At 60.6% G+C, this 22,519-nt stretch carries 20 protein-coding genes; 5 read left to right on the top strand and 15 right to left on the bottom strand.

What is annotated here, in order from left to right; all coding sequences use genetic code 11:
- The first annotated feature begins 55 nt into the window (after positions 1-55).
- Genes BLP65_RS13710 through BLP65_RS13700 form a run of 3 tightly spaced genes read left to right on the top strand, consistent with a single transcriptional unit; the run spans position 56 to position 2,731 of the window.
- Complete coding sequence (locus tag BLP65_RS13710; RefSeq protein ID WP_092998353.1) at positions 56-1,372, top strand: S41 family peptidase; 1,317 nt, start codon at positions 56-58, stop codon at positions 1,370-1,372.
- Between the two features lie 55 nt (positions 1,373-1,427).
- Entirely contained in the window at positions 1,428-2,234 is an 807-nt protein-coding gene (locus BLP65_RS13705) for a divergent polysaccharide deacetylase family protein (RefSeq protein WP_245688341.1), read from the top strand.
- Positions 2,180-2,731: a DJ-1 family glyoxalase III gene (locus tag BLP65_RS13700; protein ID WP_092998351.1), complete on the top strand. Its 552-nt coding sequence runs from the start codon at positions 2,180-2,182 to the stop codon at positions 2,729-2,731. The genes BLP65_RS13705 and BLP65_RS13700 overlap by 55 nt, the downstream gene beginning before the upstream one ends.
- Before the next feature lie 268 nt (positions 2,732-2,999).
- On the opposite strand, the gene BLP65_RS13695 is transcribed toward BLP65_RS13700, so the two are convergent.
- Both BLP65_RS13695 and BLP65_RS13690 read right to left on the bottom strand, forming a co-directional pair.
- Positions 3,000-4,283, bottom strand: a complete 1,284-nt coding sequence (locus tag BLP65_RS13695; protein WP_092998349.1) for a TRAP transporter large permease — start codon at positions 4,281-4,283, stop codon at positions 3,000-3,002.
- On the bottom strand, positions 4,283-4,852 hold the full coding sequence (locus tag BLP65_RS13690; RefSeq protein WP_092998347.1) for a TRAP transporter small permease: 570 nt from the start codon (positions 4,850-4,852) through the stop codon (positions 4,283-4,285). The genes BLP65_RS13695 and BLP65_RS13690 overlap by 1 nt, the downstream gene beginning before the upstream one ends.
- 246 nt (positions 4,853-5,098) lie before the next feature.
- On the opposite strand from BLP65_RS13690, the gene BLP65_RS13685 reads away from it, so the two are divergent.
- Positions 5,099-6,100 (top strand): TRAP transporter substrate-binding protein, encoded by a 1,002-nt coding sequence (locus tag BLP65_RS13685; protein ID WP_092998345.1) that lies wholly within the window; start codon positions 5,099-5,101, stop codon positions 6,098-6,100.
- A 39-nt stretch (positions 6,101-6,139) separates the two neighbouring features.
- On the opposite strand, the gene BLP65_RS13680 is transcribed toward BLP65_RS13685, so the two are convergent.
- The 9 genes from BLP65_RS13680 to BLP65_RS13640 form a co-directional block, all read right to left on the bottom strand.
- A complete protein-coding gene (locus tag BLP65_RS13680; protein WP_092998343.1) occupies positions 6,140-8,218 on the bottom strand; it encodes a diguanylate cyclase domain-containing protein in 2,079 nt (692 codons plus the stop codon).
- A 71-nt stretch (positions 8,219-8,289) separates the two neighbouring features.
- On the bottom strand, positions 8,290-9,945 hold the full coding sequence (gene ubiB / locus BLP65_RS13675; protein WP_092998341.1) for a ubiquinone biosynthesis regulatory protein kinase UbiB: 1,656 nt from the start codon (positions 9,943-9,945) through the stop codon (positions 8,290-8,292).
- Between the two features lie 132 nt (positions 9,946-10,077).
- The gene (locus tag BLP65_RS13670) at positions 10,078-10,698 is read right to left on the bottom strand and encodes a ubiquinone biosynthesis accessory factor UbiJ (protein WP_092998339.1); all 621 of its coding nucleotides are present in this window, start codon (positions 10,696-10,698) and stop codon (positions 10,078-10,080) included.
- 108 nt (positions 10,699-10,806) lie between these two features.
- Positions 10,807-11,556, bottom strand: a complete 750-nt coding sequence (gene ubiE / locus BLP65_RS13665) for a bifunctional demethylmenaquinone methyltransferase/2-methoxy-6-polyprenyl-1,4-benzoquinol methylase UbiE (protein ID WP_092998337.1) — start codon at positions 11,554-11,556, stop codon at positions 10,807-10,809.
- Positions 11,557-11,681: 125 nt separating this feature from the next.
- Complete coding sequence (locus BLP65_RS13660) at positions 11,682-12,047, bottom strand: gamma-butyrobetaine hydroxylase family protein (protein WP_092998335.1); 366 nt, start codon at positions 12,045-12,047, stop codon at positions 11,682-11,684.
- A gap of 137 nt (positions 12,048-12,184) precedes the next feature.
- Positions 12,185-13,513: an ATP-dependent protease ATPase subunit HslU gene (gene hslU, locus BLP65_RS13655; protein WP_092998334.1), complete on the bottom strand. Its 1,329-nt coding sequence runs from the start codon at positions 13,511-13,513 to the stop codon at positions 12,185-12,187.
- Between the two features lie 171 nt (positions 13,514-13,684).
- Positions 13,685-14,230, bottom strand: a complete 546-nt coding sequence (gene hslV / locus BLP65_RS13650; protein WP_092998332.1) for an ATP-dependent protease subunit HslV — start codon at positions 14,228-14,230, stop codon at positions 13,685-13,687.
- Between the two features lie 121 nt (positions 14,231-14,351).
- Positions 14,352-15,416: an SO_0444 family Cu/Zn efflux transporter gene (locus tag BLP65_RS13645; RefSeq protein WP_399352153.1), complete on the bottom strand. Its 1,065-nt coding sequence runs from the start codon at positions 15,414-15,416 to the stop codon at positions 14,352-14,354.
- A 31-nt stretch (positions 15,417-15,447) separates the two neighbouring features.
- A complete protein-coding gene (locus tag BLP65_RS13640) occupies positions 15,448-16,221 on the bottom strand; it encodes an MlaC/ttg2D family ABC transporter substrate-binding protein (RefSeq protein ID WP_092998328.1) in 774 nt (257 codons plus the stop codon).
- Between BLP65_RS13640 and trhP the strand changes: the two genes are divergently transcribed.
- Entirely contained in the window at positions 16,220-17,515 is a 1,296-nt protein-coding gene (trhP, locus tag BLP65_RS13635) for a prephenate-dependent tRNA uridine(34) hydroxylase TrhP (RefSeq protein ID WP_092998326.1), read from the top strand. The genes BLP65_RS13640 and trhP overlap by 2 nt on opposite strands.
- Before the next feature lie 357 nt (positions 17,516-17,872).
- Here the strand turns inward: trhP and BLP65_RS13630 are convergent, their stop codons facing one another.
- The 4 genes from BLP65_RS13630 to BLP65_RS13615 form a co-directional block, all read right to left on the bottom strand.
- Entirely contained in the window at positions 17,873-18,847 is a 975-nt protein-coding gene (locus BLP65_RS13630; protein WP_092998324.1) for a PDC sensor domain-containing protein, read from the bottom strand.
- Positions 18,844-20,259: a membrane-bound lytic murein transglycosylase MltF gene (mltF, locus tag BLP65_RS13625; protein WP_092998322.1), complete on the bottom strand. Its 1,416-nt coding sequence runs from the start codon at positions 20,257-20,259 to the stop codon at positions 18,844-18,846. The genes BLP65_RS13630 and mltF overlap by 4 nt, the downstream gene beginning before the upstream one ends.
- Before the next feature lie 134 nt (positions 20,260-20,393).
- Positions 20,394-21,506: a tetratricopeptide repeat protein gene (locus BLP65_RS13620; protein ID WP_175452585.1), complete on the bottom strand. Its 1,113-nt coding sequence runs from the start codon at positions 21,504-21,506 to the stop codon at positions 20,394-20,396.
- Positions 21,503-22,504 carry an ExeA family protein gene (locus tag BLP65_RS13615; RefSeq protein ID WP_092998320.1) on the bottom strand — a complete coding sequence of 334 codons (1,002 nt, stop codon included), beginning with the start codon at positions 22,502-22,504 and terminating at the stop codon, positions 21,503-21,505. The genes BLP65_RS13620 and BLP65_RS13615 overlap by 4 nt, the downstream gene beginning before the upstream one ends.
- Positions 22,505-22,519: the final 15 nt, after the last annotated feature.

Here is a 22,519-nt window from a genome sequence, read left to right as displayed (position 1 = left end):
GAAAGCCTCAGGGACGGCGCGAAAATCGCGGAAAAACATTTAACCGGAGTGGTTCATGAAGTCTTCTTCACGTTTCATCCTGATCCTGGCAATGGGACTGGTGCTCGGCTTTTCATTCGGGATGGGCAGTAGCGTCCTTGCCGATCGGCCGGAGTCGAAAACGCTTCCGCTCGAAGAGTTGCGCACCTTCAGCGAGATCTTCGGCAAAATCAAGGGCGACTACGTCGAGGAAGTCACCGACGAACAGTTGCTCGAATACGCCATTCGCGGCATGTTGAGCGGCCTCGATCCCCACTCCGCGTACATGAATGAGGAAGAGTTCCACGAACTCCAGGTCGGGACGAGCGGCGAGTTCGGCGGCCTGGGTATCGAAGTGGGCATGGAAGACGGCTTTGTGAAGGTGGTCTCGCCCATCGATGACACTCCCGCCCAGCAAGCCGGCGTCAAGGCTGGTGACCTGGTGATCCGCCTTGATGAAGCCCCGGTCAAGGAAATGGACCTTAGTGAAGCGGTAAAGATCATGCGCGGGAAGCCGGGTACCGACATTACCCTGACCATCGTTCGTGACGGTGTAGACAAGCCGCTCAAATTGACCATCACCCGTGACATCATCAAGGTGAAGAGCGTCAAGAGCCGCACGCTGGAGGATGGCTACGGCTATCTGCGCATAACCAATTTCCAGAACCATACCACCGAGCACGTAGAGCGGGCCGTTTCCGAGCTGAAGAAAGCCAACGGCGGCAGCCTGCGCGGGCTGGTGCTCGATCTGCGCAATAATCCCGGAGGCGTGCTGGGCGCTGCCGTAGGCGTGGCTGACGCCTTTCTGGAGAAGGGATTGGTCGTCTATACCGATGGGCGTGCCTCCGACTCCAAGCTGAGCTTCAATGCCACTCCGGAAGATGTGGTCAAGCGGGCACCGATTGTGGTGCTGATCAACAGCGGCTCCGCTTCGGCTTCGGAGATCGTGGCCGGCGCCCTGCAGGACCACAAGCGCGCGGTGATCATGGGCACGCCTTCCTTCGGCAAGGGATCGGTGCAGACCATCTTCCCGATGAGCAACAGTACTGCGGTGAAGCTGACGACCGCTCGTTACTACACCCCCTCGGGTCGTTCGATTCAGGCCGAGGGCATCGAACCTGACATTACGCTCGATGCGCTGACCTTTACCAAGGTGGACGACGAATTTGTCCCGCTGAAGGAGGCCGATCTGAACCATCACCTCTCCAACGGCAGTCAGGAAGAAGCCCAGCCTGAAGTGATCGAGGATGAAAAGCTGGAAGAGGGTGAGTCGCTCGCGAGCCAGGACTACGCTTTGCATGAAGCCTTGACGCTGCTCAAGGGCCTGAATATCCTCCAGGCCCGTACCGAGTAGGCCTCCGTTTCCCGGACGGACTCCGGGTAGGGACTCGTTTCGAGGAGAGTTCAGTTTGCTGTTTCGCACGTTGATGGCCGCGCTTTTGGGCGCGGCCATTTCGTTTTCCGCAAGTGCCGATGACGCTCCGCGCATAGCCATCATCATCGATGACCTTGGCGACCGTTTGCCGGAGGGTCGGCGTGTGATTCGACTTCCAGGGGCGCTTACCTTCGCGCTTCTCCCCCATACCCCGCACTCGCGGTCCCTGGCACGTCTGGCACACAGCCTGGGTAAAGAGGTCATGCTCCACCTGCCGATGGATTCGATGAACAGGGATCCCCTCGGTCCCGGCGGTCTCACCCTCGATATGACCCATCAGACGTTTCGTCGTACGCTGCTGGACGGCCTGAAGTCCGTTCCTCACGTGCGGGGCGTCAACAACCACATGGGCAGTCTGCTGACCCGTCATCCGGGTCACATGGGCTGGTTGATGGCTGAACTGGCGGCAACGGGTGACCTCTACTTCGTGGACAGTCGTACGGACCGGCGCAGCGTGGCGGTTCCCATCGCCGAGGAGTACGGTCTGTCGGTAACCCACCGCGACGTTTTTCTGGACAATGTCCGGGACCACGATGCGATTGCGCGGCAGTTCCGGAAAGCCATCGCCATTGCCGGAAAAACCGGTGCCGCGATTGCCATCGGCCATCCCTATCCCGAGACCATCGAAGCATTGCAAAAACTGCTGCCTCAGCTAGAAGCTGAGGGTATCCGGCTGGTTCCGGTCTCCGAACTCATCCACCGACGCAACGAACGGAGTATCGAGCAATGGCAAGCGTCCTTGTACCGCTCGCAGAGGGCTGCGAAGAACTCGAAGCCGTAACCATCATCGACCTGCTGGTTCGCGGCGGGATTGATGTGCTTACCGCCGGCCTGACCGAGGGTCCCGTAAAGGCCTCCCGGGGCGTCACCCTGCTCCCGGATACCACCCTGACTGAGGCGCTAGCGCACGATTTCGATATGGTGGTCCTGCCGGGCGGCGCTCCCGGAGCTGAGCGGCTCGACAATGATCCCCGGATCGGCGAGTTGCTGAAGAAGATGGCCAGCAAGGAGAGATACATTGCCGCCATCTGCGCCGCACCCAAGGTCCTGGCCAATGCCGGACTGCTGACCGGCAGACAGGCGACCAGCTTCCCCGGCTTTATCGACACAATGGAGTTCTCCAACCTCACCTACCTTGAGGATCCGGTGGTGCAGGATGGCAAGGTGGTCACCTCCCGCGGACCCGGAACCGCCATGGACTTCGCCCTCCACCTGGTCGAGCTGCTCGCCGGCAAGGCCAAACGCGACGAGGTCGAGGCCAGTCTGCAGCGGCCTTGAAGGGATCACCACACGACTGCATGGCAGGAATTGCTCCCTGCAATTCTTCTGCATTTCCCACGTCCATGTGGGTCAGATGCAGGAGGTAGAGCAACGCATGGAGCAGTTGCCGAGAGAACACAGAGGAATGCACGAGTGGAAAGGCGCCGGGCCGTGGGAGCGGCGCTTCGCCGCGATGGCCCTTCGCACCACCCCAGCGCGGGCTCTCAATCACTGAATCTTCGTTTTTCTTCTCTGTGCCCTCTGTGGTTAAAGTCGCTCCTACCTTTTATCGAAATGCCAAATCCCGCAGGAACAGGGCGATCGAAGGGAAGGCGATGAGTAGCACACTGGCGATCAGCAGCATGAAGATGAACGGCGGCGTGCCGCGGATGATCTCCAGGTAGGGCCGCCGGAAAATGGCCATGGCCGTGAAGATGTCGCAGCCGAATGGTGGCGTGGCGGAGCCGATGGCCGCCTGCAGCGTCACCAGGGTGCCCACCAGCACGGGGTCGATACCGGCCCGATCCACCACCGGTGCAAAAATCGGGGTGAGGATCAGGATCACTACGATGGGGTCGACGAACATGCAGCCGACGAAGAACGCCACCGCGATCACCGCCAGTACCAGCTGGGGATTGCCTGCCGCTTCGGCGATCAGGCCACCGAGAAGCTGGTCCGGAATCTGGGCGAAGGAGATGGTCCAGGAAAAGGCCGTGCCTGCCGCCACAAGGATGAATACCACCGCGGTAATCAGTCCGGTGGAGAGCGCCAGGGAAGGCAACTCCCTGAAGGCTACCGCGCGGAACACGAACAGCTCCAGAATCAGCGCATAGAGCACCGATACGGCGGCCGCCTCGGTGGGACTGAAGATCCCGCTGTAGATGCCGCCGATGATGATCACCGGGAAGCCCAGGGGCAGCGCGGCCTTCTTGACTGCCTGCCAGCGCAATCCCCAGCCGGCACGCGCTTGTACCGGCACCTTTTGTATCCGCGAAATAACGTAGGCGTATGTCGAGAAGAGCACCAACACCAGCAGTCCGGGGCCGATACCGGCGATGAACAGTTCCCCCACCGAGGTGCCCGACACGACCCCGTAGATGATCATGCCGATGCTCGGCGGGATCAGCAGTGCGATGTCCGAGGCGTTGATGATCAGCGCGATGGCGAAGCTGTCCCGATAACCCGCTTCCAGCAGTTTGGGCCGCAGCGGCCCCCCCATGGCCACCACCGTCGCCTGGGTGGAGCCGGAGACCGCCCCGAACAGTGTGCAGGAGAGTGCTGTGGTGATGGGAAGCCCGCCGCGTACGTGGCCCACGAAGCGCATCACCAGGTCCAGCAGGCGGTCGGCGGTGTGCCCCTTGGTCATGATGTCGGCGGCAAAGATGAACATGGGCACCGCCGTCAGCACCGCCGGACTCACACCGCCAATCATCTGCTGGATGAGAATGGCCGGATCGGTGAACGGGAAATAGACCCACATCATGGCCAGGGCGGCGGCAATGAGCGGTATCATCATGGGGAACCCCATGAATAGCAGCACGATCATTACGCCGAACAGCAGGAATACCATCAGGTTTCCCCTCCGGCCGGCGGCTCATAGGCCTCTTTCTGCTGAAACGAGAGGTATACACCCGGCGTGGTGAGATTGCGCCAGGCGGCCAGCAGGTATTGAATCCCTCCGATCACGAAGCCCACTGGCACCCAGGCATAGATCAGGTAGAGCGGGATCCGCATTGCCGGGGTCACGCTCCCCGTGCGGTGGACGCCGATGACATACTGGACTGCGTACCAGGCGAGCACCAGCAGAAGGAGCCCGGTTCCCAGGGAGACGATCACCATCAGTGCCTTGCGTGTCGTGCCCTTGAGCTGGTCGTGGAGCGCCGACATGCGGATATGACGGGCGTGGCGCACCCCGTAGCCGATACCCACAAAGGTGATCAGTACCATGAGGATCTGGTTGAGCTCTTCCACGAAAGTGAAGCTCTGACCTAACAGATTCCGTGATGCCACATTGGCAATACTCACCGCGGCCATAAGCAGGATGCCGGCACTCAGTACCAGCCGTTCAAACGCCTCCAGCAGGCGATCGGCTTTTGTGATCAAAGGTAAAAGACGGTCGGTCACGGGAACATCTATCATGGAAATCGGCCTACAAGGATAGCGGCCTATCGCCGCGATTTCACCAACAGTGGCTGCAAGGCAGCCCCGGGGTTTCTGTGTTAGTGTGATTTGACGGCTTCGCCGCAAAGACGCAAGAGCGCAAAGCGAGAGGCCGTTAACCTCGAGCGCAAGTGTGCCGATGCGCTGCTAATCCACAGCTTTTCTTTGCGGCCTTTGCGTCTTTGCGGTGAACATCTGAATTAGCGAATAAGGAATGGATTACCCATGCGACGATTTTTTCTGCTTTTTACGGTTGTGTTCCTGGTGGCCGGCTGCTCCGGCGAGCCGCAGATCCGGTTTGCTCTGGAGGAGGTGGAGGGCAGCGTACAGGATGCCTACGCGCAACGCTTCAAGGCGTTGATCGAAGAGCGCAGCGAAGGTCGCATCAAGGTCAATGTCTATCCCTACGGTGCCCTCGGCTCTTCCGCCCAGCTGACGGAACAGGTGCAGAATGGAGCCCTGCAATTCGCCTTTGCCTCCCCGGGCCACCTGGGATCGGTCGTTCCCGAGGTGCAGGTCTTTTCGCTGCACTTTCTGTTTTCGGATGATGAGCAGGTAAACCAGCAGATCTTTACCGGCAGCGGCGAACTGAAGCGTCTGCTCGGTGAGGCTTATCGGGAACGAAACCTGGAATTGCTCAGTATCGTTCAGGAAGGCTGGATGGTTTGGACCGGAGACCGGCCGCTGCGTAGCCCGTCCGACTTCGAGGGCTTCAAGATCCGTACCATGCCGTCGCCACTGCTCGTGGAGGCGTACCAGGCCTACGGTGCCAATCCGACGCCCATGCCCTACTCCGAGGTCTATGGTGCGCTTCAGCTGAACATGATCGATGGACAGGTGAATCCGATATTCGCCATTGAGGAGATGAGCTTCTACGAGGTGCAGGAGGTGCTGACCTTTGCCAACCACCTGCCGTTCGTCTCCACCCTGGTGGCCAACCCGGACTTTCTGGCCGGTCTGAGCGAGTCGGATCGGGAGTTGGTGGAATCGGTACGTGCGGAGCTGGACGAAGAGATCTTCGAGCTGCAGCAGCGCTTCAACCGGGAGCGTCTGGAGACCATCCGCGAGGAGAGCGATATCCAGGTGGTACGGTTGGTCGAGGAGGAGCGTGAAGTATTTCGGGATGCCGCAATGCCCGTGCGTGACAGCTACATCAAGAGTGCGGGTGAGCGTGGCGCGGTGATCCTGAAGGCCGTTACCGCTGCCCGCAATCGCCTGGAGCAGTAGAGCGACAGAGCGGAAGATCCAAACCGGGGAAGGGAGACCTCAGTTCTTCTTCAAATCGCAGAACCGTATGATACCGCTGCGCCCCCGATGCTTGACTGCATACATGGCCCGGTCGGCATTCATCATCAGGGTGGCGGCGTCCTCTCCGTCATCGGGGTAGTTGGCGATGCCAATGGAGGCGGAGGTGGAGAGGGCCTTGTCCCTGACGGTGAATGGATGGGCCAGGGCGGCGAGGATTTTCTCCGCCACGCGCACCCCGGCTTCAGGCCCATGGAGTCGGGGCAGGATCACCGTGAATTCATCACCGCCGACTCGTGCGACGGTGTCACCGTCTCGGACGCAACTCAGTAGACGATTGGCCACCTGTCGCAGCAACTCGTCGCCGGCGTCGTGGCCCAGCGTGTCGTTCACCTCTTTGAAACCATCCAGGTCCATGAATAGCAGCGCGAAGCGTTCCTGATCGCGTTTTGCTTGATGCAGCCGATGCTCCAGCCGATCGAGCAAAAGGTGGCGGTTCACCAGCCCGGTGAGTTCGTCATAGTTGGCCTGGCGCCAAATCTGCTTTTCCAGCCTTTTGCGTTCCGTGATGTCCTCGTTGATTCCCACGAAGTGGGTGACATGTCCCGTCTCATCGGTGATCGGCGCAATCGAGGTCTCTTCCCAAAACAGTTCGCCGTTCTTGCGTCGATTGCGGAACTCGCCGTGCCAGACTTGTCCGTCGGTAATGGTGCTCCACATCGCTTCGTAGGTCTCGGCAGGGGTCTCTCCGGACTGAAGCAGGCGTGGGTTTCTACCAATGACCTCTTCAGAGGTATATCCGGTCGACGCCTGGAAGTGGGCATTCACATATTCGATGCGACCTTCCGCGTCGGTAATGATGACCGATTCCGGGCTGTGCTCAACGGCTTGTGAGAGCTTGCGAAGCTGTTGTTCGGAGGCCTTGCGGGAAGAGATGTCGGCAAACGTCACAACCGCCCCCACCACCTCGCCGTCGCGATAAATCGGGTGTGCCCTGTATTCGACCGGCAAAGACTTGCCATGCGCCGTCCAAAAGGTTCCATCCTCCACGTGGACCGCTTTGCCACGCTCATAGGCCGCCTTCAACGGGCAATCTGCTCCGCAATCCGGCGCAGAGTCGTGCCACATGCCATGCACCCGTTGGTGAACGTCGCGACCGATAATTTGTTCGGTTCGATCCAGACCCAAAAGCTGCAGGGCGATCGGATTGCAGAATGTGCAGCGGCCGCGCGTATCCACTCCGTATATACCCTCCCCGGACGATTCCAGCAGGAGGCGCAGTCGGTTTTCGGTTTGCTCGTGTTCGGCGATCTCTTCCCTTAGCTCGCGGGTTCTGACCTGCACGAGGGCTTTCTGATTTTCCTTCGCCTTCTTCAAGGAGAGCATCTGTGTCCGCAGCCGCGATAATCCCAGCACCGTAAGCAGGGAAAGCAGCAACCACACGGCCCCATGAGTCCCCGCGATTCGGTTACGCTGCGTCCGGCTCGAAGAGAGTAGCGTTCCGACAGGCATCATCACGCTGATGCCGCCGCGAATATCCCCCACCCGGTAACCTTGATGTTCATGGCACTGGAGGCACGGTTTTTCGGTAACCAACGGCGCCATGTAGCGGAACGTGGCCCCCCCTCCGGATCCTGCGAATGTGGCGGTAACACCGTGACCACGTTCCAGGGTCCTGAGTGCTTCCGCTTCCCAGGCATCCGGTTTATTGTCGGGGTTGAGCGGCTTAAGACTGGTTATGTCCATGTCTACACCGTCAACTGCTTCGGCCAGGATTTCGGCGATCTGACGGGTCATGTAGGCGGGATTGATCAGTGTCAGTGACTTGCCTGACGGGAGCTCGATATCCCGATCCGGGACTTGCAGGTGAGGATTCGGCAGCGTGGTTTCGGTGATGGGTGCATAGACGCCGCCATGCCGGGCGTTCCAGAGCCGGACAGATTCGAGCACTTCGACCATTAAATGGGCGCGGGTGGTCGCCAGGGCTTCCGTGTGACGATCGAGATCCAGCACATTCCAGGCGAACGAGGCGCCAACCACAGCTGTCCAGACAGCGATAGGGAAAGGCCAGAGTCTGCGGTCGAGGATGAGGCGTTTCATGGTCCCCGCGAAGCCGGACGGCCGAAAGGGTCGACTGGCCCATTATAACGCTACGTCCGTCGCGGTACGAATCAGTCGCTATCCAGCCACAGCGTGAGCCACACCAGTGCGCCGCTAATCCCGAGGACCCAGCTGGAAAGCGGTACCCCGGCAAGCATGGTGGGTGCATACCCGTCCAGTCCCTTGATCAGGGCGGCGCCCAGCACCAGCGTCCCGCCCACGACGGCCGCCACGGTGCGCCGATTGGCGCGGCGGATTTCGCTGCGGATCCGCTGGAGCTCTTCGGGATTGCTGTTAACCTGCAGACGTCCGTCTCGTGCCCGCTGGAGCGTATCGTGAAAGAGCATGGGCAGCTCCGGTATCTTCTCGCTCCACTGTGGTGCCGCATCCTTCAGCCGGTTGGCAAGTGCCCGGACACCGAGTTGCTCGCTCATCCAGCGCTCGAGGAAGGGCTTGGCCGTCTGCCAGAGGTCCAGGTCGGGGTAGAGCTGCCGTCCCAGTCCTTCAATATTCAGCAGCGTCTTTTGCAGCAGTACCAGCTGGGGCTGGACCTCCATATTGAAGCGGCGCGCCGTCTGAAACAGGTTCAGCAGGAGCTGTCCGAAGGAGATCTCCGAGAAGGGCCGCTCGAAAATGGGCTCGCAGACGGTGCGGATAGCCGCCTCGAACTCATCCACCCGGGTCTCCTTCGGCACCCAGCCGGACTCCACGTGCAGCTGGGCCACGCGATGGTAATCGCGACGGAAGAAGGCGATGAAATTCTCCGCCAGATAGCGCTTGTCTTCGTTCGACAGCGTGCCGACGATGCCGAAATCGACAGCAATATACTGACCGTCGGGGGTGACGAAGATATTCCCGGGATGCATGTCGGCGTGGAAAAAATTGTGGCGGAATACCTGAGTGAAGAAGATCTCCACCCCCCGTTCCGACAACGCCTTGAAGTCGATTTGGGCCGCGCGAAGCTTCTCCATGTGACCGATGGGGATGCCGTAGATTCGCTCCATCACCATCACATTGCGGCGACTGTAATCCCAGTAGATCTCCGGGATATAGAGGTCCGGCGAGCCCTCGAAATTGCGACGCAATTGTGACGCGTTCGCCGCCTCGCGCATCAGATCGAGTTCATCCCAGATGTTCTTTTCGAACTCCGCCACGACGTCGACCGGCCGCAGGCGCCGACCCTCCTTCCAGTAGCGCTGGATATTGCCCGCCAGGATATACATCAATCCCAAGTCGCGGCGGATCACCGGCGCGATATCGGGCCGTAGCACCTTCACCACTACTTCCGGGCCACCCAGTAGTCGGGCGGCGTGAACCTGCGCAATGGAGGCGGAGGCAATCGGGGTCTCGTCGAATTCGGCGAAGATCTGGTCGATCGGCTTGCGGTAGGCGGCCTCGATGATGCTTCGGGCGGTCTCGCCGGGGAACGGTGGCACCCGGTCCTGAAGGCGCTCCAGCTCTCGGGCGATATCATCGGGTAGCAGGTCGCGGCGTGTGGAGAGGATCTGGCCGAACTTGACGAAAATAGGTCCCAGATCCTCGAGTGCGCGGCGAATGCGCGCACCGCGTGGTACATCGCGCTCACGCAGCAGTCGCCACCACATCAGGTGGCGAAGGAAACGAATGGGGCGGAACATGGGGATGGACAGGAGCAGTTCGTCCAGTCCGTGCTTGGCCATGATCCAGCTGATGTAGACCAGGCGGAACGCCTGTGAAGGCCGAATCACGGGCTTCCCTCGTAATGTTCAGGCTTGGTGGTCGGCATGTCGGGCTCGGTCGGAAACGCTTCGGCTTTGTACCGTAAAGCCTGCTCTAACGCAAAGAAAGTCCGAAGCCGGGACACCTCGTGCAACAGTACACTAGGGTGACTCGCCCTGAATACGCCGAATGCGGGCCTCCAGCCGATCAACATCGGTGCGAATCGTATCCACCTGATCCATGAAATGATCCACCTCGCGGCGTCCCGGCACCATTTGCAGTTCCTCCTGGATGTATTCGCCGGTATCCCGGGCCAGGGTATCAGAGGCCGTCCGGCGCCAGGCGGCCAGGCTTCGGAAGACGTTGCCGACCTGGTGGGCCACGATATCGCCGGTCAGCCTGGAAAGGTGCTCCTCCCAGTCGATCTCCATGGTGTCGAGGATATGCTTGAATCGCTGTCCGACTTCCACATCGCCATCGATCTGGACATCGCCGGCGAAAAGCCCCTCGGTAGTGCCCCCCGCTCCCATGCGCATCAGGGCCAGGGGAGTGCCACGTAGTGTGGTATCCGGAGTGCTATCATAATGACCCATCAGGCGCAGGCCTCCCTTGCCCGGGGCTGCAAACAGCGAAAGGCCGGTACCCTGCAACTCGATGGCAATCACTCGCCCCTCGAGCCGGGACAACCGCCGCCGGGTTTCCGGATCCAGGGCGATAACGGCGTTGACGGCCCTTTCCAGCCCGGCCAGGGCCGCCACCGGGATCATTGATGCGCTACTCATTTCGCCTCCTGTAGGACGGGGTTTGGCCCATCAAAAACAGACGGCCTGAAGGCCGACCCCCAACTGCCGTCCTGTAGGTCGAGCTTTAGCCGGTCAAAAGCCTACGCGTCAGAATTTGAACCCGCGATGCAGGGCGACAATGCCCCCAGTGAGATTGTAGTAATCCACGCGCTCAAAGCCGGCCGCCTCCATCATCGCCTTTAGACTCTCCTGGTCCGGATGCATGCGGATCGATTCGGCGAGGTAGCGGTAACTGTCTCGGTCGCCGGTGATCATGGCGCCCAGGGTTGGCAGCACCGAGAAGGAGTAGGCGTCATAGACCGGTCCCAGCCCCGGCGCCCGGGGCTTCGAGAACTCGAGTACCAGCAGTCGCCCGCCCGGCTTCAGCACACGCAGCATGGAGGCCAGCGCCTTGTCCTTGTCGGTCACGTTGCGCAGTCCGAAAGCGATGGTGATGCAGTCGAAGTGATTATCCGGGAAAGGCAGCTCTTCGGCATTTACCTGCGCGAACTCGATATTGCCGACCAGGCCTCTGTCGGTCAGTCGTTGCCGACCTACGGACAGCATCGAGGCATTGATGTCGGCGAGGACCACCTCCCCTTCGGGACCGACCAGTTCGGAGAACTTGCCCGCCAGATCGCCGGTGCCGCCGGCGAGGTCCAGTATGCGCTGGCCGCGCCTGACGCCGCTCATCTCGATGGTGTAGCGTTTCCACAGACGGTGAACACCCCCTGACATCAGGTCGTTCATCAGATCGTATTTCGCCGCTACCGAGTGGAATACGTCGGCGACCCTTCCGGCCTTCTCGTCCTTCGGTACCTGCCGGTACCCGAAATGGGTGGTGTCCTGCTCGCTCATGGCATTGATTCCGGTATCTGTTTATTAACTCTGGCAGGAGCAGTGTAGGAGCGGCGGAAGCCGCGATAATGACCCGGTTTCTTTTCGCGGCTTCCGCCGCTCCTACAGTATGAATTTGCGCCGTTTCAGGTCTTTGTCTGGCGTTTATGGCCGGCCTTTTCGAGGCGATCCAGATACTGCTGCCAGTTTTTTTCGAAGTTTACCCCCAGGTCGTAGAGCAGGTCCCAGGAGTAGATGCCGCTGTCATGGCCGTCATCGAAGTGCGGCTGAATGGCATAGGTGCCCACCTGCTCGATGCTCTCGATGTTGACGTCTTCCTTGCCGACCTGAAGGGTCTCTTGGCCCGGGCCGTGGCCACGCACCTCGGCCGACGGGGAGTAGACCCGCAGGTACTCCACTGGCAGCTCGAACCGCTTGCCGTCGGCGAAGGCGATTTCCAGTGTCCTGTTGTTCTTGTGTAGCACGATGTCGGTGGGGCTGGGCGTACTCATAGCAATTCCTCAGTTAATCCGTGAGATTCTCCAACAGGTGAAGATGGGGGAGTCGGAGTCGAGATACAAGGGTCGAGATGTGAGGAAGGGCCCCTACATCAGGACCCCGTATCTCGTGCCTTCCTGTTTCGTGTCTCTCACAAAATGTAACGGCTCAGGTCTTCATCTCCGGCGAGGTCTGCCAACTGCTCGTTCACATAGGCGGCATCCACCATCACCTTCTGCCCCGACTGGTCCGCGGCGCGGTAGGAGATATCCTCCAGCAGCCGCTCCATGACCGTGTGCAGCCGGCGGGCGCCGATGTTTTCGGTGCCTTCGTTGACCTGCCAGGCGATCTCGGCCAGCCGCCGAATGCCCTCCTCGGCAAACTCCACGCTCACGCCTTCAGTGGCCAGCAAGGCCCGGTATTGCTCGGTCAGGGAGGCATCCGGCTCCGTCAGAATGCGGACGAACTCTTCGGTTCCGAGGGCGTCGAGCTCAACCCGGATTGGCAATCGGCCCTGGAGTTCCGGTATCAGATCCGAGGGCCTGGCCAGGTGGAAGGCGCCGGAGGCGATGAACAGAATGTGGTCGGTGCGCACCATTCCGTGTTTGGTAGAGATGGTCGAGCCCTCCACCAGCGGCAGCAGGTCGCGCTGTACGCCCTCGCGGGAGACGTCGGGCCCCTTGCTCTGCTCCGAACGGCCTGTGATCTTGTCCATTTCGTCGAGGAAGACGATGCCGTGCTGCTCTACCGCGTAGAGTGCACGGGACTTGATCTCCTCTTCGTTCACCAGCTTGGCGGCCTCCTCGCTGGTCAGCTGCTTGAAGGCATCCTTGATCCGCATGCGGCGGGATTTGGTGCGCTGTCCGCCCATGTTCTGGAACAGGTTCTGGAGTTGGCTGCTCATCTCCTCCATGCCGGGGGGGGCCATGATCTCCACCCCGACCGGTGTCGACTGCACTTCGATATCGATTTCCTTGTCGTCCAGATCGCCTTCGCGAAGCTTCTTGCGGAATTTCTGCCGCGTGCCGGAGTCGGCGGCCTGACCGGTATCCTCATAGCCGCGGGCCGGCGGCAGGAGGGCATCGAGGATCCGCTCCTCGGCCGCTTCCCAGGCACGGTGGTGGACCTTCTGCATCTCCTGTTCTCGCGTCATTTTGATGGCGAACTCCACCAGATCGCGGATGATCGACTCCACATCGCGCCCGACATACCCGACTTCGGTGAATTTGGTCGCTTCCACCTTGATAAACGGTGCGTTGGCCAGTTTGGCGAGCCGGCGGGCGATTTCGGTCTTCCCGACGCCGGTAGGTCCGATCATCAGGATGTTTTTGGGCGTGATCTCGCCCTGCAGCGCCTCATCGACCCGGGAGCGGCGCCAACGGTTGCGCAGGGCCACCGCGACCGCCCGCTTTGCCGCAGACTGGCCGATGATGTGCTTGTCCAGTTCCTGGACAATTTCTCGAGGTGTCATTTCGCTCATGTCGGTCCTTTAAACCACAGAGGGCACAGAGAGGAAGAGATTATTGCTGAGCCACAAAGCGTGAAGGGGAAACGATGCATCAGAACTCGCAGGTAAGCCTGGCGTGTTTACGATGAACCGATGCGAGTGGTTCTTTCAGGTCAAAACCTGCCCTTGTGCTACTCAGTGTCCTCAAGTGGTTTCTTCAAGTGTCTCGATAGTCAGATTGTGGTTGGTGTAGATGCAGATGTCAGCGGCGATATGGAGACCTTTCTCCACGATATCGCGGGCTTCGAGTTCAGTGGTGTCGAGCATGGCGCGGGCCGCCGACTGGGCGAAGGGACCGCCGGAGCCGATGGCGATCAGGCTCTCTTCGGGTTCGATGACATCGCCGTTGCCCGAGATGACCAGGGATGCGTTGTGATCCGCTACCGCCAGCAGGGCCTCCAGGCGGCGCAGGGCCCGGTCGGTGCGCCAATCCTTGGCCAGTTCGACGGCGGCCTTGGTGAGATTGCCCTGATGCTTCTCCAGCTTGCCCTCGAAGCGCTCGAAAAGTGTAAAGGCATCGGCGGTGCCGCCGGCGAAGCCTGCGATCACCTTGTCGCGGTAGAGCCGACGCACCTTGCGCGCGTTGCCCTTCATTACGGTGTTGCCCATTGAAACCTGCCCGTCGCCGCCGATCACGACCTTGCCATTTCGGCGCACGGAAAGAATAGTGGTACCGCGAAACTGTTCCAAAGCCACTCCCCTGCTCATAAACACGAGTGAATAGTCTACATTATCGCCGCTGTGTGTCCGATGATGCGTCGAGTTTATAAACGAGCCGATGCATATGCCCGGTAATCGGTTCGTTTGGCACTCAGCCAGCCTTTGGAACTCGTTCCAGGAGGGAGTTCCGAAGCGGCCTGATGGCAAATACGGCGATCAGCGTTGCGCTGAGGATGCTGAGCCATTCGGGAACAAGTTCGCCGGTTTCTGCGACCTGTGCCGTTACCGAAATGCCGGTGTACTGGACCAGGGCGTCAGTGGCCAGTCCGCAGGCGATGGCGGCGGCACTGATGCCGAACAGGTATACCGCCAGTACCGGTCCGCCCAGCTCCCGTCGCAGTAGTCCGAGGGTGGCGATATTGGTGGCCGGTCCGGCGAGCAGGAAGACCAGTACGGTTCCCGGCGAGACCCCGAGTAGCAGTAGTGAGGCGGCCAGGGGCGTGGAGGCCGTGGCGCAGATGTACATGGGCACACCAATCGCCAGCATCACCAGCATTGCCGGCACTCCACTGCCCCACTGCGCAAGGGACTGTGGCGGTAACCACGTGATCAACGCACCAGCGGCAATGATGCCGATGGCGAGCCAGAAAGCCAGGTCGTCGAGAATGTCCGTCATGGCATAGCGAAGCCCCTCCAGGCCGCACTTCCAGGCGGCTTCCGGGGAGGGCTTCGGTTTTGCTTTCCCGATCGGCAGGCTGCTGCAACAGCCGCCGTCGTCGCAGTCGGGTGCGGCCGCGGGAGGCAGCGGTTTTTCGGGCACCAGGCCGCCCAGAATACCGGTGAATACTGCGCTGAAGATGGCGGCAATCGGCCGGACGATGGCCATGAACGGGCCCATCAGGGCATAGGTCACCGCTACCGAATCGACGCCGGTCTCCGGGGTGGCGATCAGGAAGGAGAGGGTCGATCCGCGTGAGGCGCCGCTGCGCCGCAGTCCCAGGGCAGCCGGCAACACACCGCAGGAGCACAGTGGCAGGGGCGCTCCGATTACCGCCGCGCGGGCTACCGGGCCGAACCCCCGCCCTCCCAGCCAGCGGATCATCCAGGCCTCCGAAACCCAGGCCTTGATCAGTCCGGCAGCAATGAGCCCCAGCAGCAGCCAGGGGGCGGCATCCAGATAAATGGCAAGAATGTTCAGGAAAAGATCGGACATCAGTTCGTGGGTAGGTTGATTTGCTGCAGGTCAATCAACTCTGGCCGTTCTCAACCGTTTTCTCCCACAACTCCTGGTTGCGCTTTGCCAACCGGTTGATCACCTCCGACAGGCCGAACTGTTTGACCTGTGAACTGAAGCTGTTTCGATAGTTAACTACGATACTCACGCCCTCGACCTTTACGTCATAGATCAGCCACTGGCCCTCTTTCTGGTACAGGCTGAAGATGACCGGAACGCTCGGGCCTTCCGGGGGGTGGGCTTCGGCTCGCACTTGAATACGGTTGCCCCGCGCTTCACCGCCAGGCCGGAACGTGATCAGGTCCTGTCCCTTTTCGAGCAGCCGATCAATCTGATCCGGGTTGTCGAGCAGCGCCGAGGTATAGAACCGCACCAGCAGGGTCTTGAATTCCTTTGTAAAGCGTTCCCGCTGTTCGGGGGTGGCGCGCCGCCAGGCCACTCCGAGTACCAGCCGGGACATGGCCTCCTGATCCACGTAAGGTACGAGAGTATCCTCCACCAGAGTAAAGAGCCGCTCCGGCCGTTCCTGAAGGGCGTCCTTTTCGTTCTGCAGCCGGGTGACCATCTCTTCGGTCACGGCGCGAAGCATCTCCTGCGGCGTTTCCCCGGCGGTGGCAGGTAGCGCAAACACGAGCGCCAGGAGGGCGGTGACAAACAGGCGGGATGGGAAGGGAGAGTGTCGAAGCAAGGTGAAGTCCTCTTGGTAAAGTCCGTTTGTAGTACCGATACGCTTGCTGCCGGGATGATAGAATCCCGGCTCTGCAATGTTGATTGAATCCTCGACCATGAAAACTCCAGAGTTGCTCGCCCCGGCAGGTACCTTGAGAAACCTGCGCTACGCATTGGCCTACGGTGCGGATGCGGTCTATGCGGGTATTCCCCGCTACAGCCTGAGGGTTCGCAATAACGAATTCAATGTACTGGATAACGTAGCTCAGGGTATCACCGAGACCCATGCGGCCGGTCGGTTGTTCTATCTAACCGTAAATCTACTCCCCCATAACGCCAAGCTGCGCACGTTTCTGGATGATATCGCACCTGCGGTGGAAATGGGGCCGGATGCACTGATTATGGCCGATCCCGGCCTCATCATGCTGGTACGTGAGCGCTGGCCCGACTTGCCCATCCATCTGTCGGTGCAGGCCAACACCATGAACTGGGCCGCAGTGAGGTTCTGGCAGTCGGTAGGTATTGAACGGGTGATCCTCTCTCGTGAGGTATCCCTGGATGATATTGCCGAGATTCGCCAGCGCTGCCCCGAAATGGAGCTGGAGGTGTTCGTTCATGGCGCATTATGTATCGCCTACTCGGGACGCTGTCTGCTGTCGGGGTATTTCAACCACCGGGATGCCAATCAGGGCAGTTGTACCAACGCCTGCCGGTGGGAGTATTCGGTCCACTCTGCCGTCGAAAATGTCAGCGGTGAGCCGGTTCCGCCCCGTCCCCCCGAAGCCGAATCGCTCCATTTTATCGAGGAGGGGGAGCGCCCCGGCGAACTGATGCCGATCGAGGAGGATGAGCACGGCACCTATATTCTCAACTCCAGGGACCTGCGGGCCGTGCAGCACGTGCAGCGTTTGACCGAGATTGGCGTCGAAAGCCTCAAGATCGAGGGGCGTACCAAGTCGCACTATTATGTGGCCCGTACCACGCAGGTCTACCGCCGTGCTATCGATGATGCCGTCGCCGGGCGAAGCTTTGAAACCGGTCTGCTCGGCGAGTTGGAGAACCTGGCCAACCGCGGCTATACGGAAGGGTTCTACAATCGCCATGCCGATGCCGAGTATCAGAACTACCGGCAGGCCAGTTCTGACTCCGTGCACCAGCGCTTCGTCGCCGAGGTGACCGAATTTGATGCCGAAACCGGCATGGCCCAACTGGATGTGAAGAACAAATTCGCGGTGGGCGACCGTCTGGAGCTCATCACCCCCGAAGGGAACGGTGACTTTCTGCTGGAGGGCATGGAGAGCCTGGGTGGCGAGCCCATGCAGGAGGTCCCGGGCGGCGGCTGGCGAGTGCGGATTCCGCTGCCCCGTTCCGCCGATCGTTTCACCCTGATCACCCGTTACGAGTCCGTGTAGGGCGCTCCAAACCACGGGGAACACGGGGCGCACGGGGAGAAAAAGATCGGAAAACCTGTTTTACCCCGTGGTCCCCGTGGTCCCCGTGGTCCCCGTGGTCCCCGTGGTTGCCGTTTGTCGTTGATTTGCTTGCGCAGCAGGGCAGGTCCGTAATGACAGCCGCGTAGGGCGGATCAGGTGCGCCAGCAATCCGGCCTACCACTCCCACACGTCGGCGATGTAATCCGCCGGTCTTCCGCCAACACGGAGATTGCTCGAACCATGGGGCACACCGGGCGCACGGGAAAAAAACGGACAACCTGTTTTACCCTCGTGGTCCCCGTGTCCCCCGTGGTTGCCATTTAATGCGGTGCCCGGTTATTCAGGGCAACTCGCACCCGGGGCGAGTACTCCGCCAAACCAGAAATCGATTCCCTTGCTCAGAAACTCATCGAAACGCATGTAGTGGGTGCCGTCACAGGAGAAGTTCAGCGCGACCATGCCATTGCACACGTTCAGCGATCCTGAACGCAGATAGACGGTCTCATCGGCAAAACGCAGGGTGCGAAACATTTCGAAGATGGGCATCACGTTCCTTTTGGGCACGATGGCCCGCGGGGTGTAGGGCCGGCGCGGGTAGGCCAGGCAGATATCGGGATCGGTGATCGCCTCGAAGCTGAGAATGCGATAGGAGTAGGGGTCGTCCGTCAGCCAGATGGTGGCACGGCTGCTGGAGAAGTGCAGCTTGCCGTGAAAGACGCCGTGTTCGAGCACCAGCTCTTTCATCAGTGGCAGCACCTCGTCCAGGTGCGCGTCCATCTTGCTCTCCACCCTCTGCTGTAAAAACATTCCGCCGCGGATTGCGGGATCGCCCTTGATCTGCTGCCAGTCGTCCGGTTCCTGGTAGAGTGCTTCGGTATCGGGCAATTCGCGCAGGTCATAGTCGGCGCCGAGAAAACCGATACGCTCCCCTTCGGCGTTGCGGATGACCTGGATAGCCGTTAGTGAGGGTCGTTTCTTGTTGCGGCTGATGTAGGCGTCGGAGAGTTTGAAGTCCGTTGTGCCGACAATGCCTTGCATATAGGGCCGATCGGAACGATCGCGCCCGAAATGGACTGGGTCGTGGCCCTCGCGGGTGATGTTGTCGGTGATCTGGCTCCCATCGCTGTTTAGCACATAGATGTGCTTGCACCAGGAGAGCTCAGGCAGGTTTTCCGTCAGAAGCAACTCCAGGGCCTTCCGATCCTCCATGCGTTCGGCACAGTGCTGCGCCAGTGCAAACATCGGCTTGCCGAGCAGGGCGGTGAGTTTTTCACGCTGGTGCTTGACGCTTTTTTGAAGAGAAGAACTCATGGGTTTCCGGGTTGGTTGGATTCGGGTTGATCGGATTCGACAGCTTCAGCTGTAACGCTTTTCAGGAGGAGCTGGCGTTCGAAGACATTCCGGTAGTCGCGAATCCGCTGCACGTAATCGACCGGCTCCCAGCCCCGCGCATAACCGTAGGGAAGATCCCGATAGTGCTCCTTTTCCGCGAGCAACGGCAGCACTTCCTTGAGATCGACCCAGCGATCGGGATTGCGCCCCAGCCGTTCGGCCAGCGTGCGCGCATCCCGAAGATGGGCGAAGCCGACATTATACGCGGCCAGCGCGAACCAGAGGCGGTCCTTTCCCTGTATCGATTCCGGCAGCCGCTTCATCATGCGGGAAAGGTATTGAGCGCCGCCCCGGATGCTCTGGACCGGATCCAGCCGGCTTTTGACCCCGACCTCTTTGGCGGTATTCAGGGTCAGCATCATCATGCCCCTCACGCCGGTCGGACTTCTGGCCCGGGGATTCCAGTGCGACTCCTGATAGGCTTGGGCCGCCAGCAGGGTCCAGGGAAGCTGGTGGTGTTCCGCGGCCTCTCTGAACATGGCTTCATAGCGTGGGAGGCGGCTCTCGATGCGTCGCATGAAGACACGCATGTCGACGTAATCGAAGATCTCCGCATAGCCGTAATAGCGCTCATACAGGCGCCCCATCAGGCCCGTCTCTTCCGCTTCCCGGAACCATTCATGCAGGTAGGCTGCAAAACTCTCTGCATTCTCGGGCAGCACCCAGGCCAGCTGCTGCTGTTCGGAGATCGGAAAGGCGACCAGTAATTCGGGGAGGTATCTCCGGTTGATGGCGACGATATTGGAATCCGCCACCGTGCAGTCGATCTCCCGTTTCCAGACCTTGTACAGTAATTGTTCGCTCCCCTGGCCGGGGTCCGCTTCCCACGCCAACTTCGGGTGCTGCTGCTGCAACGCTGTGAGTTGTTCCAGATAGCTGGTTCCGGCCGCAACCCGTAACGTCTTTTCGGTCAGTTCAAGCGGCGACTTCGGCAATGGTTCCCCCCGCCGACAGACAACTTCCTGCTGTACCGGGAAGTATCCGGGCCCGAAGCGGAATCGGCCGTTTCGGCTTTCCGTACGGGTAATCCCGGCCGCGGCCAGATGCGCTTCGCCATTCTCGACGGCGGAAAGCACCCCGTTGACGGAGTCACGGACCCTGAATTCAACTTCGACATCGAGCGACTCGGCCAGTGCCGAAGCCAGCGAGTATTCGTAACCTTCGGGTCCATCGCGACCCTCGTAATAGGTCGTAGGGGCGTTTCGGGTCACTACGATGAGTTTCCCGTCCGACCGGATCGTCTCCAGAAGGTCTGGTGGCCGTTCGCAGCCGAACAGTAGCGCGATTCCTGCCGACAAAATCAGCAGGCGCGTGAATCTCGGGGTCAGCATATGGGTGTTCCTCGACTAACCGAAAATTCTCTACAAACTAACCGGGCGGGAGTCGGAGAACAAGAAGGAATCAGTACTCGAGGTAGGCTGCTGCGTCGGTTCGGAGTGGATGAGGGGCTGCATGCAACATTGCACTAGTTCAACCGGGCCAGACGGCGTTCGACATGGGTGCGAAGCGCTACCTTCAATCCTCCCCGGGAGAGTGCATTTTGGTAGGCCTGGCGAGCCTCCTCGGTTCGCTCCGTCTGCTCCAGGGCGATTCCAAGGCCGGCCCACCAGGTGCTGTTGCGGGGGTGGGCCGTTACCAACTGGCGGTAAACCTCGGCACTTTTGGAATAGCGGCCGATTTTCTGATAAGTGGCGGCAAGGAAGGCTGCGACCCCGGTATCGGAGGACCCGGCCTCGAGACTGCGAGTCAAAACAGCCACTGCTGCTTCCGGGTGCTCTTGCTGAAGGTGGGCGCGGGCCGCCAATTGGGCCAGTTTTCCGTCGGCGGGATTGAGTACCAGTCCCCTCTCCACCACGGTCAGCAGTTCCACCCAGCGCCCTTCGGAGACCAGGATTCCGGCAAACGCTTCCCGCGCCCGGGCATGGGCCGGATACTGCTCCAGTGCCCTGGTGAGGTGATCTTCAGCCCGGTTGCGCCGACCGCGGGTGAGGAGGGTGTATGCCTCGCGGTAGAGCTGCTCCGCCTCCTGTTCGGCTGTCAGCCGGCGGACGCGTTTCTCCATCACCGGCGGACGTCCGGGGGTGTTTATCGGCTGTGGTGTCTGTGTCTTCGTTTTCGACGCCTCCGGCGCTTTCGGCTCGGCCACAGCAGGGGGAGCGCCGGCAGGGGTTTTTGTCTGTGGGGCGCCGGCGGTCGTTACCTGAGGTGGCTTTTGAAGTAACGCCCGATCCTCCGGAGCCTTCGGGGTTTTCGGTTCTGGTTCTGGCTCCGGGCTGGGGTCTGGTTCCAATTTGCCAACGGGATCGGAAACCGTCGGTCGGGTGGCCGCAACGGTTTGCTCCGCAGGCTCTGCGCCGGGATGGATGACAGTGGGGACGGCCGGAGGCTGCGCCATCTCCTGGCTCCACCACAGCCAGCCGCCGAAGCCGGCTACCGCCATGCCAAAAACGAGCGCGGCAATACCCCGGCTGGTGGAAGCCGCCTCAGTACGCAGGGCGGGCGTAACCTGCTCGGCCCGGGCGGCAGGGTTGGTGCGACGGGCTTCCACATCCTTCAATACCTGATTGATGAGGCTCACGTCGGTCCTCCTTTGCCGTCGCGCCCCGGCCGCTCTCCGCTCTGCACCGAAATTGTATCGCCCTCGGTGAGCCCGCCTGCGAACATCGCCGTCACTACGGCCGGGAGGTGGGGCCTGAGCAGCAGCAAGCTGCCCAGCATCAGGACGCCGACCAGAGGAACCCACCATCGCCAGCGGATCCCGGGAGCAGCAGTGGACTCGGTATCTGCGACGGCCATGCGCACATGCCGCGAGTTGATGGCGCTGCTGCCTTTGCCGTAGGCGGCCATCAGCGACTTGTGGGCGAGGACATTGACAAGCCGCGGGATACCACCACTGGCCTTGTGCAGAGCATCGAGGGCATTGGGCTTGAAAAGGAGGACTCCCCGGTTCCCGGCCACTGCCAGTCTGTGAGCCAGGTAGGCTGCCATCGCTTTTCGGCCCAAGGGCTGGAGCTGGTAGCTGAAGGTAATCCGCTGGCGCAACTGCCGAACCGAGGCACGGCCGAGTCGCTGGTCGAGCTCGGGCTGTCCGAACAGCACTACCTGAAGCAGCTTGTGCTTTTCCGTCTCCAGATTGGTTAGTAGCCGTAGCGCTTCGAGTGTCTCATCGGGCATCGCCTGGGCCTCGTCGACGCACAAGATCACCTGTTTGCCTTGGTGCGCCAGTTCGATCAAGCGACGGGTAATGGCCTTGGTGGTGCGGTGCTGGCCGAGATTGCGGGGCAGGTTCAGCTCCAGTTCGTCGGCCATCGCCAGGTTCAGAGCCGGTGCGGTCAGGAGGGGGTTGGGAATGTAGGTGGTGTAGAAACCCTCATCAAGGATATTCAGCAGTTTGCGGCACAGCAGCGTTTTGCCTGTACCAACCTCGCCGGTGACCTTGATGAAGCCCTCGCCGCTTTTCAGCGCAATCAGGAGGGTATCGAGTGCATCCCGGTAATGTCCGTCGGCAAAGAAATAGCTGGTGTCCGGCGTTAGTGAGAATGGCGCCTCGTGCAGGCCAAAGTATTCCAGATACATGGCTGATCCGCCTCT

Source organism: Thiohalomonas denitrificans (assembly GCF_900102855.1).
Lineage (GTDB): Bacteria > Pseudomonadota > Gammaproteobacteria > Thiohalomonadales > Thiohalomonadaceae > Thiohalomonas > Thiohalomonas denitrificans.
The sequence above is the reverse complement of the archived record's forward strand: the minus strand, read 5'-3'. Positions and strand labels throughout refer to the sequence as shown.